This window comes from Neisseria leonii (assembly GCF_028776105.2).
GTDB lineage: Bacteria > Pseudomonadota > Gammaproteobacteria > Burkholderiales > Neisseriaceae > Neisseria > Neisseria leonii.
Window position 1 is genome coordinate 1,184,202 of the sequence record NZ_CP145606.1, and the last position, 14,318, is coordinate 1,198,519.

Annotated in this window: 12 protein-coding genes; 4 read left to right on the forward strand and 8 right to left on the reverse strand. The window is 56.6% G+C overall.

Going from position 1 to position 14,318, the window contains the following annotated elements:
- Window positions 1-44 precede the first annotated feature (44 nt).
- From ORY85_RS05675 to groES, 5 genes are all read right to left on the reverse strand, one after another.
- Window positions 45-965, reverse strand: coding sequence for a GTP-binding protein (locus tag ORY85_RS05675; protein ID WP_274572055.1), 921 nt, complete (start codon window positions 963-965; stop codon window positions 45-47).
- Window positions 938-1,423: a Fur family transcriptional regulator gene (locus ORY85_RS05680; protein ID WP_274572056.1), complete on the reverse strand. Its 486-nt coding sequence runs from the start codon at window positions 1,421-1,423 to the stop codon at window positions 938-940. Before ORY85_RS05680 ends, ORY85_RS05675 begins: the two co-directional genes overlap by 28 nt.
- 114 nt (window positions 1,424-1,537) lie before the next feature.
- On the reverse strand, window positions 1,538-1,777 hold the full coding sequence (locus ORY85_RS05685; RefSeq protein ID WP_274572058.1) for a GlsB/YeaQ/YmgE family stress response membrane protein: 240 nt from the start codon (window positions 1,775-1,777) through the stop codon (window positions 1,538-1,540).
- A gap of 231 nt (window positions 1,778-2,008) precedes the next feature.
- Window positions 2,009-3,655 carry a chaperonin GroEL gene (gene groL, locus ORY85_RS05690; RefSeq protein ID WP_274572059.1) on the reverse strand — a complete coding sequence of 549 codons (1,647 nt, stop codon included), beginning with the start codon at window positions 3,653-3,655 and terminating at the stop codon, window positions 2,009-2,011.
- 99 nt (window positions 3,656-3,754) lie between these two features.
- A complete protein-coding gene (gene groES / locus ORY85_RS05695) occupies window positions 3,755-4,042 on the reverse strand; it encodes a co-chaperone GroES (RefSeq protein ID WP_274572060.1) in 288 nt (95 codons plus the stop codon).
- A gap of 345 nt (window positions 4,043-4,387) precedes the next feature.
- Here groES and ORY85_RS05700 point away from each other — a divergent pair, with 345 nt between their 5' ends.
- From ORY85_RS05700 to ORY85_RS05715, 4 genes are all read left to right on the forward strand, one after another.
- Window positions 4,388-5,347 (forward strand): siderophore ABC transporter substrate-binding protein, encoded by a 960-nt coding sequence (locus ORY85_RS05700; RefSeq protein ID WP_274572061.1) that lies wholly within the window; start codon window positions 4,388-4,390, stop codon window positions 5,345-5,347.
- 69 nt (window positions 5,348-5,416) lie between these two features.
- Window positions 5,417-6,385 (forward strand): ABC transporter permease, encoded by a 969-nt coding sequence (locus ORY85_RS05705; RefSeq protein ID WP_274572137.1) that lies wholly within the window; start codon window positions 5,417-5,419, stop codon window positions 6,383-6,385.
- On the forward strand, window positions 6,375-7,343 hold the full coding sequence (locus ORY85_RS05710) for an iron chelate uptake ABC transporter family permease subunit (RefSeq protein WP_274572062.1): 969 nt from the start codon (window positions 6,375-6,377) through the stop codon (window positions 7,341-7,343). The genes ORY85_RS05705 and ORY85_RS05710 overlap by 11 nt, the downstream gene beginning before the upstream one ends.
- Before the next feature lie 307 nt (window positions 7,344-7,650).
- Entirely contained in the window at window positions 7,651-8,409 is a 759-nt protein-coding gene (locus ORY85_RS05715) for an ABC transporter ATP-binding protein (RefSeq protein WP_274572063.1), read from the forward strand.
- A gap of 294 nt (window positions 8,410-8,703) precedes the next feature.
- Here ORY85_RS05715 and gyrB read toward each other — a convergent pair whose 3' ends face one another.
- From gyrB to ORY85_RS05730, 3 genes are all read right to left on the reverse strand, one after another.
- Window positions 8,704-11,103: a DNA topoisomerase (ATP-hydrolyzing) subunit B gene (gene gyrB / locus ORY85_RS05720; protein ID WP_274572064.1), complete on the reverse strand. Its 2,400-nt coding sequence runs from the start codon at window positions 11,101-11,103 to the stop codon at window positions 8,704-8,706.
- A 165-nt stretch (window positions 11,104-11,268) separates the two neighbouring features.
- A complete protein-coding gene (gene oppF, locus ORY85_RS05725; RefSeq protein ID WP_274572065.1) occupies window positions 11,269-12,261 on the reverse strand; it encodes a murein tripeptide/oligopeptide ABC transporter ATP binding protein OppF in 993 nt (330 codons plus the stop codon).
- Between the two features lie 68 nt (window positions 12,262-12,329).
- Window positions 12,330-14,204, reverse strand: a complete 1,875-nt coding sequence (locus ORY85_RS05730; RefSeq protein WP_274572066.1) for a calcium-binding protein — start codon at window positions 14,202-14,204, stop codon at window positions 12,330-12,332.
- Window positions 14,205-14,318 lie beyond the last annotated feature (114 nt).

The following is a 14,318-nucleotide window of genomic DNA, read 5'->3' on the forward strand; positions in this document are numbered from 1 at the left end:
CCATGCCGTTTTCAGACGGCCTCGCGGTTGGGCAAACCTATGGCTCACTCCAACGCCGCATAAAGCCGTTTTTCAATTTCATCGGCATCAAATGCTTTCGCAATCAGCTCGAAGCGGCTGTCCCGCCGCCACGCCACCTGATTCGCCCCCCATTGTCCGTCCACCCAGTTGAGCCAGACCCAAGTACCCAAAATCTGAAACACACCCTTGGCGCGTACCAATCCTTCGGCCATCTGCGGCAAATCGTCGAAAAAACGTGTCAGCTTTTCGCCGTCGAAATCGCGTCCCGCAGGAAAGGTAAACCCCTGCGACTGATAACCCATGCTGCTGTCGGGCAGGGTTTTGAGGCGGTAACGCGGTTTTTCCGCGACGGCAATATCCAGCCATTCGGGCGATAAACGCGCATTCTGCACTTCGACAATTTTAGCTTTCGGCGGAAACAGCGCGGCGGCTTTTTCGCGGAACTCAGCCAACTGTTCCGCCGTACACAAATCGGTTTTACTCGCCACCAGCACATCGCACACCCCGACTTGATCTTGATACAGCGGCTGGCGCGCATAGTCGGGATTGATGAACTGGCGCGGATCCACCACCGTAAACACGGCAGCCACTTCCAAATCCTTCTCGAACCGTTTGGTGCGCAGCTCGTCAATCACACCGGCCGCATGCGCCAGCCCGCTGGCCTCAATCATCATACGGTCGGGCCGCTGCGCTTTCAGCAGTGCGGCAACGGTATCGCCCATATCCGCCCCTGCCGCACAGCACAGGCAGCCGCCGGCAATTTCCGCAACGGGAATGCCGTCTTGCGTCAAAACCGCGCCGTCGATGCCGACCTCGCCAAATTCATTTACCACCACCACCCATTTTTCAGACGGCCTTTTTTGCGCAATCAGGCTTTTCAGTGCCGTGGTTTTGCCCACACCCAAAAAACCGGAAATCAGATGGACTTTTGTTTTTGCCGGCATTCTGCACACACCCCTGTTAATACAACATGTTCTTCCGTCAGCATAAAACCGCTGTCGGCCACCGCATGGCGCAACGCACCCCACTCCTGACGCAGTGACTGCTCGTCCACCACGCCGCATTCGGTGCACACCAAAATAAACGCACTGTGGCCGTCTGCCTGCGCCGGTGCCGCACAATGCTGCCCGCACTCATGCCGTGCATGGGCACACACCACATAGCCGTTCACCGCCGCCACTTTGTGCAGCACGCCCTGCTCTACCCAGAAATCCAAGGCACGGTAGGCCGTAGGCGGAGCCAGCGGCGTTTCACTGTCTGCCTGAAGACGTGCCAGCACCTGATAAGCCTTAATCACCTGCTGCTCACCCAGCACAATATCCAGCGCCTTCTCGCGCAATGCCGTGACCAGCCCGCCCCGTTCGCGGGTTTGACGGATAATCTTTTGCTTGATTTCACTCATTTTCAGACGGCCTGATGTCTAAACTTTTATGGTTGATTATAACACCGCAGACGGTACACCTCCCGCCCAATAAAAAACCGGACGCATACAGCGTCCGGCACTTACCGTTCAGGCTTATTTTTTAACCACGCGGGTGTAAACAAACAGAATCACCACCGCAGCCAAAGTCGAAGCAATCCAGCCTGCGGGCTGTTCCGGCGCATACCAGCCGGCAGACTGGCCGACAAAACCGGCCAGTACCGAACCGGCAATACCCAACAGCGTCGTCATGATAAAGCCCAGATTGTCTTTGCCCGGATGCAGGAATTTCGCCAGTACGCCGACGATGAAACCGATAATAATCGTTGCAATCATTTTTTCAGATTCCTTATTTAAGCATGGAAGCACAGGGAACCCGGCTGCCGTCTGTACCATATGGCGGCCGGAAAACCCTGTAAGCATAACACGCATGATTTGACAGAAACTTTAATCTTTCTCCGTTTTCTCAAAAAGCGTGTAAAGATCAATCGCTCATCCGCTTCCCATTATCTTTAACACAAATTAAAACACCCCGCCGAAGCGGGGTGCGATTCGGTACAGCACGGTTTACATCATACCGCCCATGCCGCCCATTCCTCCCATGCCGCCCATATCGGGCACAGCCGGTTTGTCTTCAGGAATTTCGGCAATCATGCAGTCGGTCGTCAGCATCAGGCCGGCAATTGATGCGGCATGCTGCAATGCAGAACGGGTTACTTTGGCCGGATCCAGTACGCCCATTTCGATCATGTCGCCGTAAGTGTCGTTACCTGCGTTGTAACCGAAGTTGCCCTCGCCTTCCAACACTTTGTTTACCACCACGCTCGGCTCGCCACCTGCGTTTTTCACGATTTGGCGCAAAGGTGCTTCAATCGCGCGCAAAACGATCTGCACACCGGCTTCCTGATCGCTGTTGGCAGTTTCCACTTTGCCCAAAGCGGCACGGGCACGCAGCAGTGCGACACCGCCGCCGGCCACCACGCCTTCTTCAACGGCCGCACGGGTAGCGTGCAGCGCATCATCGACGCGGTCTTTTTTCTCTTTCATTTCCACTTCGGTGGCCGCACCCACTTTGATGACGGCCACGCCGCCGGCCAGTTTGGCCACGCGCTCTTGCAGTTTTTCTTTGTCGTAATCGCTGGTGGCGGTTTCAACCTGCTGGCGGATTTCCTTCACACGCGCTTCTACCAGAGCTTTGTCGCCCAAACCGTCGATAATGGTGGTGTTTTCTTTGCCCACCTCGATACGTTTGGCCTGACCCAAATCGTCCAGCGTGGCTTTTTCCAGCGACAGGCCGACTTCTTCGGCAATCACGGTGCCGCCGGTCAGAATGGCAATATCCTGCAACATGGCTTTGCGGCGGTCGCCGAAGCCAGGGGCTTTAACGGCCACGGTTTTCAGAATGCCGCGGATATTGTTGACCACCAATGTCGCCAAGGCTTCGCCTTCTACGTCTTCGGCGATAATCAGCAGCGGACGGCTGGTTTTGGCCACTTGTTCCAACACCGGCAGCAGGTCGCGGATATTGCTGATTTTCTTATCGAACAGCAGAACCCAAGGGCTGTCCAGCGCGGCAATCTGTTTTTCCACATCGGTAACAAAGTAAGGCGACAGGTAGCCGCGGTCGAACTGCATACCTTTCACAACTTCCACTTCGTTTTCCAGTGATTTGCCGTCTTCCACGGTAATCACACCCTCTTTGCCCACTTCGTTCATGGCTTTGGCGATAATTTCGCCGATAGCTTCGTCGCTGTTGGCGGAAATGGAAGCCACTTGGGCGATTTCTTTCGATTTCTCGGGAACGGGCTTGGCAATGTTTTTCAGCTCTTCAACCAAAGCGGCAACCGCTTTGTCGATACCGCGTTTCAGATCGGTCGGGTTCATGCCGGCGGCCACATATTTCATGCCTTCGGCTACTACGGCTTGCGCCAGAACGGTAGCGGTGGTGGTACCGTCACCCGCCACATCGGACGTTTTGGAAGCCACTTCTTTCACCATTTGCGCGCCCATATTTTCGAATTTGTCTTTCAATTCGATTTCTTTGGCGACAGACACGCCGTCTTTGGTAATGTGCGGGCCGCCGAATGCGCGGTCCAGAACCACATTGCGGCCTTTCGGGCCCAAGGTAACTTTTACCGCGTCGGCCAGAACATTGACACCGCGCACCATTTTTTGGCGTACTTCATTGCCGAATTGAACATCTTTTGCTGCCATTTCAATCTCCAAAAATAAATTCGATTTTCTTGAACAGGCCGTCTGAAAGCCGACAGTTCCGCTTTTCAGACGGCCTCTGTATCAGGTAACCGTGCCGGATTAAGCCAGAACGCCGAAAATGTCTTCTTCGCGCATCACCAGCAGCTCTTCGCCGTCCACTTTGACGGACTGGCCGCTGTATTTGCCGAAAATGACTTTATCGCCGACTTTCACATCCAAAGCCACGCGCTCGCCCGCTTCGTTGCGGCGGCCTTCGCCTACGGCCAGTACTTCGCCGATGTCGGGTTTCTCGGCAGCCGCACCCGGCAGCACAATACCGGAAGCGGTTTTCTCTTCAGCTTCAACACGTTTCACGACCACGCGGTCATGCAGGGGACGAATGCTCATGTGTATTCTCCATAAGATTGAAAGTCAAACCCGCACGGGGCAGATACAAACCCGGTATCGGGTTTCTTTTGAACAGCGCGCAAATAAAGCCTTCTCAGTAAACTTCAAGATAGGGATTACATTTTTTTACAATTATCCGCAGTCGGGCAGACCGGCACCCCCTGCCGCATCACGGCGGCAGCGCGGCCGAATAGCCGGTACCGCCCGCTTGGCAGGCAGAGCTTCCGGTGCTAAAATAACAGAGAATTATTATCAAATTTAAACTTTAAAACCAGCAGCTCCGTCCGAAAACCGCAGCCTGCGCTTTTTCAGACGGCCTTTGTTCTTTCCGTGGAGTTCGATAACATGAAAACATTCCGTCTGACCGCAACTGCCCTGTGCCTGGCCGTTTTGGCCGCCTGCTCGCCTCAGGGGCAGGACAGCAGCAAAGCCGATACTGCCGCTTCGGCCGCCGCCAATCAGGATCTGGTGCGCATCGCCACCGCACGCGGCGAAGCGGCCGTACCGCGCCTGCCCGAACGCATCGCGGTTTACGACCTGGGTATGCTCGATACGCTGCAAAAACTGGGCATCAAACCCGGCGCGTCATTGGATACTGTGGGTCTGGATTATCTGAAACCGGCCATCGAAAATGCACAGAAAGCGGGTACGCTGTTCGAGCCGAATTACGAAGTGCTCAACGCCTACAAGCCGCAGCTGATTATTACCGGCTCGCGCACGGCCAAAGCATTTGACGAATTGGGCAAAATCGCCCCCGTCATCGAAATGACCGCCGATACGGCCAATATGCGCGAAAGCACTATTCAGCGCATCGACGATTTCGCACGCATTTTCGACAAACAGGCCGAAGCGGACGCGCTGAAAAACGAAATCAACCAAGCCTACGAGGCCGCCAAACAGGCCGCACAGGGCAAAGGACGCGGTTTGGTCATTATCGTCAATAACGGCAAAATTTCCGCCTTCGGCCCCGAATCGCGTCTGGGCGGCTGGATTCACCGCGATTTGGGCGTGCCGACCGCCGACGAAAACATCAAAGAAGGCAGCCACGGCCAGCCTGTGTCGTTCGAATACATCAAACAGCAAAACCCCGACTGGCTGTTTGTGCTTGACCGCTCTGCCGCCATCGGCGAAGAAGGACAGGCCGCCAAAGACGTTCTGGACAATCCGCTGGTTGCGGAAACCGAAGCCTGGAAAAAAGGCCAAGTGGTCTATCTGCTGCCCGGGGCCTATCTGGCAGCCGGAGGTGCGCAGAATCTGATCGACGGCTTCAACCAGCTCAAAGATGCCTTTAACGCGGCCAAATAACCGCCATGTATTTTCAGACGGCCTCAGGCTTGCGGGGCCGTCTGAAAACCGGCTTTTACCGTTTCAATGATGCCCGCCAAATCCCCTTCCTATTATTTTTACAGCTTTGCCGCCCTGCTCGTGCTGTCTGCCCTCAGCCTGTCGATAGGCGTGGCCGACTTCCATTGGGGGCGGCTGTTCGAGTTTTCCGACGATATGCAGCTGATGCTGATCAGCCGCCTGCCGCGCACGCTGGCCATTATCCTGACCGGCGCATCGCTGGCTGTGGCCGGCATGATTATGCAGATTCTGATGAGAAACCGTTTTGTCGAACCTTCGATGGTGGGTGCCGGGCAAAGTGCGGCTTTGGGTCTGCTGCTGACGGTACTGCTGTTCCCCGCCGCCGCGCTGAGCGTCAAAATGGCGGCGGCGGCCGTTTCCGCGCTGGCGGGTATGCTGGTCTTTATGGTGCTGATCCGCCGCCTGCCGCCCACCGCGCAGCTGATGGTACCGCTGGTGGGCATTATTTTCGGCGGCGTCATCGAATCGGCGGCACTGTTTATCGCATATGAAACGGAAATGCTTCAAGTGTTGGGCGTTTGGTTGCAGGGCGAATTTTCGGGCGTGCTGCTGGGGCGGTACGAACTGCTGTGGCTGACCGGTTTTCTCGCCGTATGCGCCTATCTGATTGCCGACCGGCTGACCATCATCGGGTTGGGCGAAAGTGTGGCAGTCAGTCTCGGCCTGAACCGCAACGCCGTTTTATGGGCGGGTTTGATGATTGTCGCGCTGATTACCGCACTTGTGCTGGTTACAGTCGGCAATATCCCGTTTATCGGACTAGTGGTGCCGAACATCGTTTCGCGCATCATGGGCGACAGGCTGCGCCAAAGCCTGCCCTTAGTCGCGCTGATGGGCGCGTGCATGGTACTCGCCTGCGACATTATCGGCCGTCTGATCCGCTTTCCGTTTGAAATTCCCGTAGCGACGGTGTTCGGCGTGGTCGGCACGGTGCTGTTTCTGTATCTGTTATTGCGAAAGAACACCCATGCCGTCTGAATACACCCGCCCCGTACTGCTGGCCGCCGTGCTGCTGGCAGTCTCCTGCACTCTGTTTATGACGCTCAATGCCGGCGGCAACTGGGCATTTGTGCTGCCGCTGCGTGCAGCCAAACTGGCTGCTTTGCTGATGGTGGCCTATGCGGCGGGCGTATCGACATTACTGTTCCAAACGCTGACCAACAACCCCGTTCTCACACCCTCCCTGCTCGGTTTCGAGTCGCTCTATGTTTTTCTGCAAACCCTGCTGGTGGTGGTGCTGGGCGGTGCGGGTTATACCCACCTGCCGCCTTTGGGCAAGTTCGGTTTCGAACTGGCCGCCATGATCGGCGGCTCCCTGCTGCTGTTCCGGATCCTGCTCAAACAGGGCGGCCGCGATTTGGCACGGGTCATTCTGATCGGCGTGATTTTCGGCGTACTGTTCCGCAGCCTCTCTTCCCTGCTGCAACGTCTGATTGATCCGGAAGAATTTGCCGTCGCACAAGCCTATACCTTTGCCTCGTTCAACAGCATCAATCGGGAAATGCTCGGTATCGGTTCGCTGATGGTATTGCTGACCGCGCTGTTTGTGTGGCGCGAACGCCACCGTCTCGATGTGCTGCTGCTGGGGCGAGACCAGGCCGTCAATCTCGGTATTTCCTATGCCCGCCATGCTCTGCTGATTTTGGTCTGCGTATCCGTACTGGTATCGGTATCGGTGGCCGTAGTCGGCCCGTTCGGCGGGCCTGTCAGCTTTTTCGGCCTGCTGGCGGTGGCACTGGCCAATTGGTTTTCGCGTACCGTCAGCCACAGCATTCGCCTGCCGATGGTCTTTCTGACCGCCGCCCTGCTGCTGGTCGCGGGACAAACCCTCTTCGAGCATGTATTGGGCATGAAAGCCGTGTTGAGTGTGGTGGTCGAATTTGCCGGCGGACTGGTTTTTCTGTGGCTGGTTTTGAAAAAACGGCAGGCCGTCTGAAAAAGGTACTGGCGGTACGCGGGATTTGACGGATAGCGTGAATACCGCCGAAACAGGAATCCCGACCGCCGCATGGCCGGAACAGGAGGGGCGTCCGTATCAAAACGGACGCACCGGCCAGACCGGCCGGCCTGATTTTCCGGTTTCCGCCGACCCATACCGGGCCGGCTGTTACAGACGGCATCCCGCTGCGGGATACTTTGCAGCAGCGAACCGCCCGCACAGCCAAAGCAGCTATGCCCTGTATCCGCCGTTTCGGCGGCTGCTCTATATAATTTATTTTTCCATCCGGTGAACTTTCCGCAACATGATCGAAATCCGCAATATCAGCCACACCATTGACGGCCACACCATTCTCAACAATGTCAGCCTCGATATTCCGCAGGGCGGCATTACCGCGCTGATCGGCCCCAACGGTGCGGGCAAATCGACGCTGTTCTCCCTGATGGCCCGCCTGCAACCGCTAAGCGGCGGCAGCATCGCCTACAACGGCCGCAGCATATCGGCCACACCGACGGCCGAACTGGCGCGTATCGTATCGATACTGACTCAGGAAAACAGCATCATCAGCCGTATCTCCGTGCGCGATCTGCTGATGTTCGGCCGCTATCCCTACCATCAGGGCAGGCCGTCTGAACAGGACAGGGAAATTGTGCAGAACGCGCTGGCCGAATTCCGGCTCGACAGTTTTGCCCACCGTTACCTGACCGAGCTTTCCGGCGGCCAACGCCAGCGGGCGATGATTGCCATGGTGTTCTGCCAGAGTACCGAATATGTGCTGCTGGACGAGCCTTTGAACAATCTCGATATGTATTATGCCCGCAGCCTGATGCAGCTGCTGAAAAAACTCACCCACGAACACAAGCGCACCACGGTGGTGGTACTGCACGACATCAATCAGGCCGCCGCCTATGCCGATTTCGTGGTCGCCATGAAAAACGGCGAAGTGGCACAAACCGGCCGCCCCGATGAAATCTTTACCCGCGAAAACATCAAAGCTCTGTTTGATATGGATGTCGATGTGCTGGATTACGGCGGCAAAAAACTGGTGGTGCACCATATTTGAACGGCAATGGCCGCAACAGCACTCAGGCCGTCTGAAAACCCGTTTGCAGGTTGTTCAGACGGCCTCTCATTCCATACAGAACCGCCACGGCGGCCGCACGGACAAGGTCTGCCTGTCCCTCCCATGCATTCAAACGGCCCGCCGAACCGGCAAAAAGCCGTCTGAAACCCGGTCGGGATATTCAGACGGCCTGACTCATCAAACCATACGAAAGGCCGATACGGCAGCGCAACGCCGTTTTTTTTTCAGACGGCCTTGGCGGATATTCCGTTCGAGGCCGTCTGAAATACCGCATCACACATCGATATTCTGCGCCAGCAGCGCATTGTTTTCGATAAAGGCGCGGCGCGGTTCGACCTCGTCGCCCATCAGGGTAACAAATACTTCGTCGGCGGCAATCGCATCTTCAATCCGCACTTTGAGCAGGCGGCGTTGGTCGGGCTGCATGGTGGTTTCTTTGAGCTGGTCGGGATTCATCTCGCCCAAACCTTTATAACGCTGAATCACCAATCCTTTCTGCACCGACTGCATCAGCGTATCCAGCACTTCGCCGAAAGTGGCAACCGCAACCGTCTGCTCCCCTTTCACCACCACCGCACCGGGCTGTACCACGCCGTCCAGTGCCTGCGCGGTTTGCAGCAGGGTTTGATAGGCTTTGCCGTCCAAAAACTTACCGTCCAGATAGCTGACCGCCTGATTGCCGTAAAGACGGCGCGTGATGCGGATAAAATGACGGCTGCCGTCCTCCGACGACAAGGGCTGCAAACTGATTTGTCCGGCATCGAGCAAAGCGGCCAACACCTGTGCCGAGGCTTCGGCGGCTGCGCCGTCGGCCAGACTCAAAGGCTGCGGCAGTGCCAGCATCGCGGCCAGCACCTGATCGTCGATAATCCGGCTCTCCTGCGCAATCACGTTTTTCGCCGCCTGATACTGGCGCGCCAATTCCAGCAGATCTCCGCCTTCCCACACTTTGCCGCCCGATTCCAGACGCGCTTTTTCCACGGCCAAGCCCAACAGCCATTGGTCTTTTTCCTTATCGTCTTTCAAAAAACGCTCCTGCTTGCCGAATTTGCCTTTATACAGCGGCGGCTGGGCGATATAGACATAGCCGCGCTCAATCAGCTCGGGCATCTGGCGGTAGAAAAAGGTCAAAAGCAGCGTGCGGATATGCGCGCCGTCCACATCGGCATCGGTCATAATGATGATGCGGTGGTAACGCAGCTTTTCGGGGTTGAACTCTTCTTTGCCGATGCCCGCACCCAAAGCAGTAATCAGCGTGGCCACTTCCTGACTGGCGAGCATTTTCTCGAAACGGGCTTTTTCGACATTCAAAATTTTGCCTTTCAGCGGCAAAATGGCCTGAAATTTGCTATCACGTCCCTGCTTGGCCGAACCGCCCGCAGAATCGCCCTCCACCAGATACAGCTCGGAAAGCGCGGGATTTTTCTCGCGGCAGTCGGCCAGTTTGCCCGGCAGGCCGCCGCCGCTCATCACGCTCTTGCGTGTGGCTTCGCGGGCTTTGCGCGCCGCTTCGCGTGCGCGCGCGGCTTCGATGATTTTTCCGGTGATGATTTTGGCTTCGCCGGGGTTTTCTTCCAGAAAATCGGTCAGCGCGCGGCTGATGACTTCATTCACTACCGGCCCGATTTCACTCGACACCAGCTTGTCTTTGGTTTGCGAGGAGAATTTGGGGTCGGGCAGTTTGACGGACAACACGCAGGTCAGGCCTTCGCGCATATCGTCGCCGCCGGTTTCGACTTTGGCTTTTTTCGCCATTTCGTTGGCGGCGATATAGTGGTTGAGCGTACGTGTCATCACTTGGCGTAAAGCGGTCAGATGGGTGCCGCCGTCGCGCTGCGGAATATTGTTGGTAAAGCACTGCACGCTTTCCTGATAGCTTTCGTTCCACTGCATGGCGCATTCCACGCTCATGCCGTCTTTTTCGCCCTCAGCGTAGAAAATCTTTTCGTGCAGCGGTTTTTTGGTGCCGGTGGCGTATTTGACGAATCCCACCACACCGCCGGATTCGGCGAAGTTTTCGTGTTTGCCGTCGCGCTTGTCAAAGAGTTCGATTTTCACGCCGTTGTTCAGAAACGACAGCTCGCGGATCCGCTTGGCCAGCGTTTCAAATTTATAGCGCACTTCGCCGAACGTTTCTTCGCTGGCGAGAAACTGAACGCGTGTGCCGCTTTTTTCCGGCGCGCAGTCTCCGGCCACTTTCAGCGGCTCTACGGCATCGCCCCGGCGGAATTCGACAAAATGCTCTTTGCCCTCGCGCCAGATGGTGAGTTTGAGCCAGTCGGACAGGGCATTGACCACACTCACGCCCACGCCGTGCAGGCCGCCGGAAACTTTATAGCTGTTGTTGTCGAACTTACCGCCCGCATGCAGAACCGTCATAATGACTTCGGCGGCCGAACGGCCTTCTTTGGGGTGGATACCGGTGGGAATACCGCGTCCGTTGTCCTCGATGGTGATGCTCTCGTCGGCATTGATGGAAACGGTGATGTTGTCGCAATGACCGGCCAAGGCTTCGTCGATGGCATTGTCCAGCACTTCGAACACCATATGGTGCAGGCCGGAACCGTCTTGGGTATCGCCGATATACATACCCGGGCGTTTGCGTACTGCTTCCAAACCCTCCAATACCTGAATGCTGTCGGCACCGTATTCCTGTTTCTGCTGTTCGGTCATCGTGATTTCTATCCGTTTCAAAGGGCGGCGGAGCAGCCGCCCGGACGAGTTTTCAAACTGCCGATTATACCCGATGCTCACTGTTTTTTCAGCACCGCCAAACGATAAAAGGCCGTCTGAAAACGGATTTCCCCGCTTTTCAGACGGCCTCCCGGTTTCTGCCCGTCAGGCTACGGCACGGCGCAGACAGGCGATTTGGTGGCTTTCCCGCCCTTTGAGTACGGGCTTTTGCTCGGCACATTCGGCCGCCGCTTCGACACAGCGTGTGCGGAACACGCAGCCGGAAGGCGGGTGGATGGGGCTGGGCAAATCGCCCGCCAGCAGTTCGATGGTTTTGCCGCGTTCGGCAGCCGGATCGGGCAGCGGCACGGCCGACATCAGTGCGCGGGTGTAGGGATGTGCGGTCGCGGTATAAACCGCTTCGTCCGTACCGCATTCCACCGCATTGCCCAGATACATCACCAATACGCGGTCGGAAATATGGCGCACCACCGACAAATCGTGGGCGATAAAAATCAGCGCCAAGCCCATTTCGGCCTGTACGGCTTTGAGCAGGTTGATGACCTGCGCCTGAATCGATACGTCCAGCGCGGACACCGGCTCGTCGCAGATAATCAGTTTCGGTTCGAGAATCAGCGCACGCGCAATGCCGATACGCTGGCACTGGCCGCCTGAAAATTCATGCGGATAACGGTTGATCTGATTGGGCAGCAGGCCGACTTTCTGCATGATGGCCTTTACTTTTTCCTCAACCGCCGCTTTGCCCATTTCGGGGTGAAACGTGCGCAGCGGCTCGGCGATGATGTCGCCCACCGTCATGCGCGGGTTGAGTGAGGCAAGCGGATCCTGAAAAATCATCTGAATGTCTTTGCGTTTCAGGCGCAGGGCTTTTTCGTCCAAACCGGCCAGCTCTTCGCCCTGAAAGCGGATACTGCCCGAGGCAGTTTTCACCAAGCCGATAATCGCCCGCGCCAGCGTGGATTTGCCGCAACCGGATTCGCCTACCACGCCCAGCGTTTCGCCCGCATCCAAATGGAACGATACGCCGTTTACCGCTTTCAAGGCGGCCGGTTTCTGCCAGAACCACGCGCCCGGTTCGCGGACGGGGAAACGGACATGCACGTCGCGCACTTCAAGCAAATGCTCTTTCTCGCTCATTTCGCTGCCTTTTGTCTCCAAATTTAGCCGGAACCGCCGACAGACTCTGCCGGCGGCATACGGCTGAATTAAACGATTTCGATATACGAACTGTCAAGTGCGGCCAGCTCCGTACCTTTCAGGACAATGCTGCCGCCCTTATAGCCGATCACGACATCGCTGCCTTGCTGCCGGGCAGCGGCCAATACGCTCTCGCGGCCGGAAAACAGTGCCGAATCGAATACCAACTTGTCTTTGTCGCCCGCATAGTGGTTGAAATCACTGATTTGCTGGATACCGCGCGAAGCCTTATCGAATGCGAACACATCGTTGCCCACACCGCCGGACATCACGGTACGCCCGCCCTGACCGCCGTACAGGAAGTCGTTGCCTTCCGCACCGTACAGCTCGTCATTGCCCCGTCCGCCGAACAGCATATCGTTGCCTTCGCCGCCGTGCAGCAGCGATGAAGTTTTTGCCGCAGTCAGCACATCGTTGCCCGCACCGCCGAAAAGGGTTTTGCCTTTCAGCACATCGTTCCCCGCACTGCCCTCCTGATGGCGGCCGTAGGCAACATCCTGATTCAGGAATTTCAACACCGGATAGCTTTTGTCCGTCAAACCGTATGTCCCGACTTCAAAGGGGTTGAGCGTCGTCCGCCATTCGCCCTCAAAGCTGACTTTCTCGATATTTTCCGCCTGTTTGAGGCCGCTGCCGTCTTTGGCATGGAAAAACACATCGCCGTCGGCCGTGCGGTAAACATTCCAGTCGCTGCGCCTGCCGCTCAGAATCAGCGTATCGACACCCTCGCCGCCGTCGATTCTGTCGGCACCCGTACCGGTTTTGATTTTGTCGTTGCCCGCGCCCGCATCGATGTAGTCGCCGCCGACCCCGCCTTTGAGCAGATTGTCGCGGTCGCTACCGATGATGAATGCCGGTGTGCCGTAATGGCCGGACGTATGCGAGGCTTTGTCTTCCACCCATGTGGTTGCCCGGGTCAGGCCGGTCAGGTAATCGACAACCACGGTGCTGTCGGCCGCGGTGTACTCGTAATAGCTGGAATTGGCGATACGGGTAAACGGTGTACCCAGCAGGCCGTCGATATGCGCCGACCATGCGGTAGGAATATTGATCAGCGAAAACGGGCTGATTTTCCACAGGGGCGAGGCGTAGGTATCGTTGAACAGCACCACATTGTCCATGGTGGTGGCAAACGGTTTGTCGGGATTGACCAAACCGGGTTTGGCGGCAGCAACGGCTGCACCCAGAGTCGGCGCATCGCCCGCGGCGCGGTAAACGACATCGTTTTCAAAACCGGCATTGAGAATGACTGACGGATTGTCGTAAATCAGCGGCGAAGCATGGCCGATATAGTCGGCATCGGCAAAGAATCCGTCGGCCAGCGTTTCGCGGTATTTCGCCATCAGGTTGGTCATCGCACCGCCCAGACTGTAACCGGTTACCAAGACATCCGAACCGCTCAGGCCGTTGGCTTCGGCGTAGTTTTTGACCACTTGCAGAATCGGCTCCATTTTCGGTGCCATCTCGCCGCTGTTGAGTTGGACATAGTCCACAATATCCAAGGGGTCGTTGGTACCGCAAAAACCGATGCTCAACGCCGTAACCTTGCCCACATCATTAAATTTGCCGAAGATTTTCAGCTGCGGCCCCATGCCGGGAATGGTATTGTGGCCGGTCAGCGGACTTTCGACGGTATAGAAACCCAAAGGATCGACACTGTTGGCCGGCAGCCCCAATTCAGACGGCTCCAAAGCACGCCAGCCGTCGGGCGGCGACATTTCCAGCCTGTCGGCCAGGTAATTGCCCGCCAGTTTACCCAATGCATTCAGTGTACCGCTGATGAATTTCGGGCTGACATTGGTGTAAACCGCCAGCTTGTGACTGACGGACATCAGGCGCGCGGCTTCTGCGCTGCTGTATTGTTTGTAATCGAACATTGCCATGATTGTCTCCCATGTAGATAGATTGCGGATTGCCGCCGTATCGGCGGTCGAATGATTAATGTATGAATAACAAAATCTTACATAAGGATAATCAAACGGCTGATAGAGTGTCTA

Bases quoted from the DNA above. Each gene is read 5' to 3' on its own strand.
- ORY85_RS05675 (WP_274572055.1), bottom strand. From the start codon at position 965: ATGCCGGCAAAAACAAAAGTCCATCTGATTTCCGGTTTTTTGGGTGTG.
- ORY85_RS05680 (WP_274572056.1), bottom strand. From the start codon at position 1,423: ATGAGTGAAATCAAGCAAAAGATTATCCGTCAAACCCGCGAACGGGGC.
- ORY85_RS05685 (WP_274572058.1), bottom strand. From the start codon at position 1,777: ATGATTGCAACGATTATTATCGGTTTCATCGTCGGCGTACTGGCGAAA.
- groL (WP_274572059.1), bottom strand. From the start codon at position 3,655: ATGGCAGCAAAAGATGTTCAATTCGGCAATGAAGTACGCCAAAAAATG.
- groES (WP_274572060.1), bottom strand. From the start codon at position 4,042: ATGAGCATTCGTCCCCTGCATGACCGCGTGGTCGTGAAACGTGTTGAA.
- ORY85_RS05700 (WP_274572061.1), top strand. From the start codon at position 4,388: ATGAAAACATTCCGTCTGACCGCAACTGCCCTGTGCCTGGCCGTTTTG.
- ORY85_RS05705 (WP_274572137.1), top strand. From the start codon at position 5,417: ATGCCCGCCAAATCCCCTTCCTATTATTTTTACAGCTTTGCCGCCCTG.
- ORY85_RS05710 (WP_274572062.1), top strand. From the start codon at position 6,375: ATGCCGTCTGAATACACCCGCCCCGTACTGCTGGCCGCCGTGCTGCTG.
- ORY85_RS05715 (WP_274572063.1), top strand. From the start codon at position 7,651: ATGATCGAAATCCGCAATATCAGCCACACCATTGACGGCCACACCATT.
- gyrB (WP_274572064.1), bottom strand. From the start codon at position 11,103: ATGACCGAACAGCAGAAACAGGAATACGGTGCCGACAGCATTCAGGTA.
- oppF (WP_274572065.1), bottom strand. From the start codon at position 12,261: ATGAGCGAGAAAGAGCATTTGCTTGAAGTGCGCGACGTGCATGTCCGT.
- ORY85_RS05730 (WP_274572066.1), bottom strand. From the start codon at position 14,204: ATGGCAATGTTCGATTACAAACAATACAGCAGCGCAGAAGCCGCGCGC.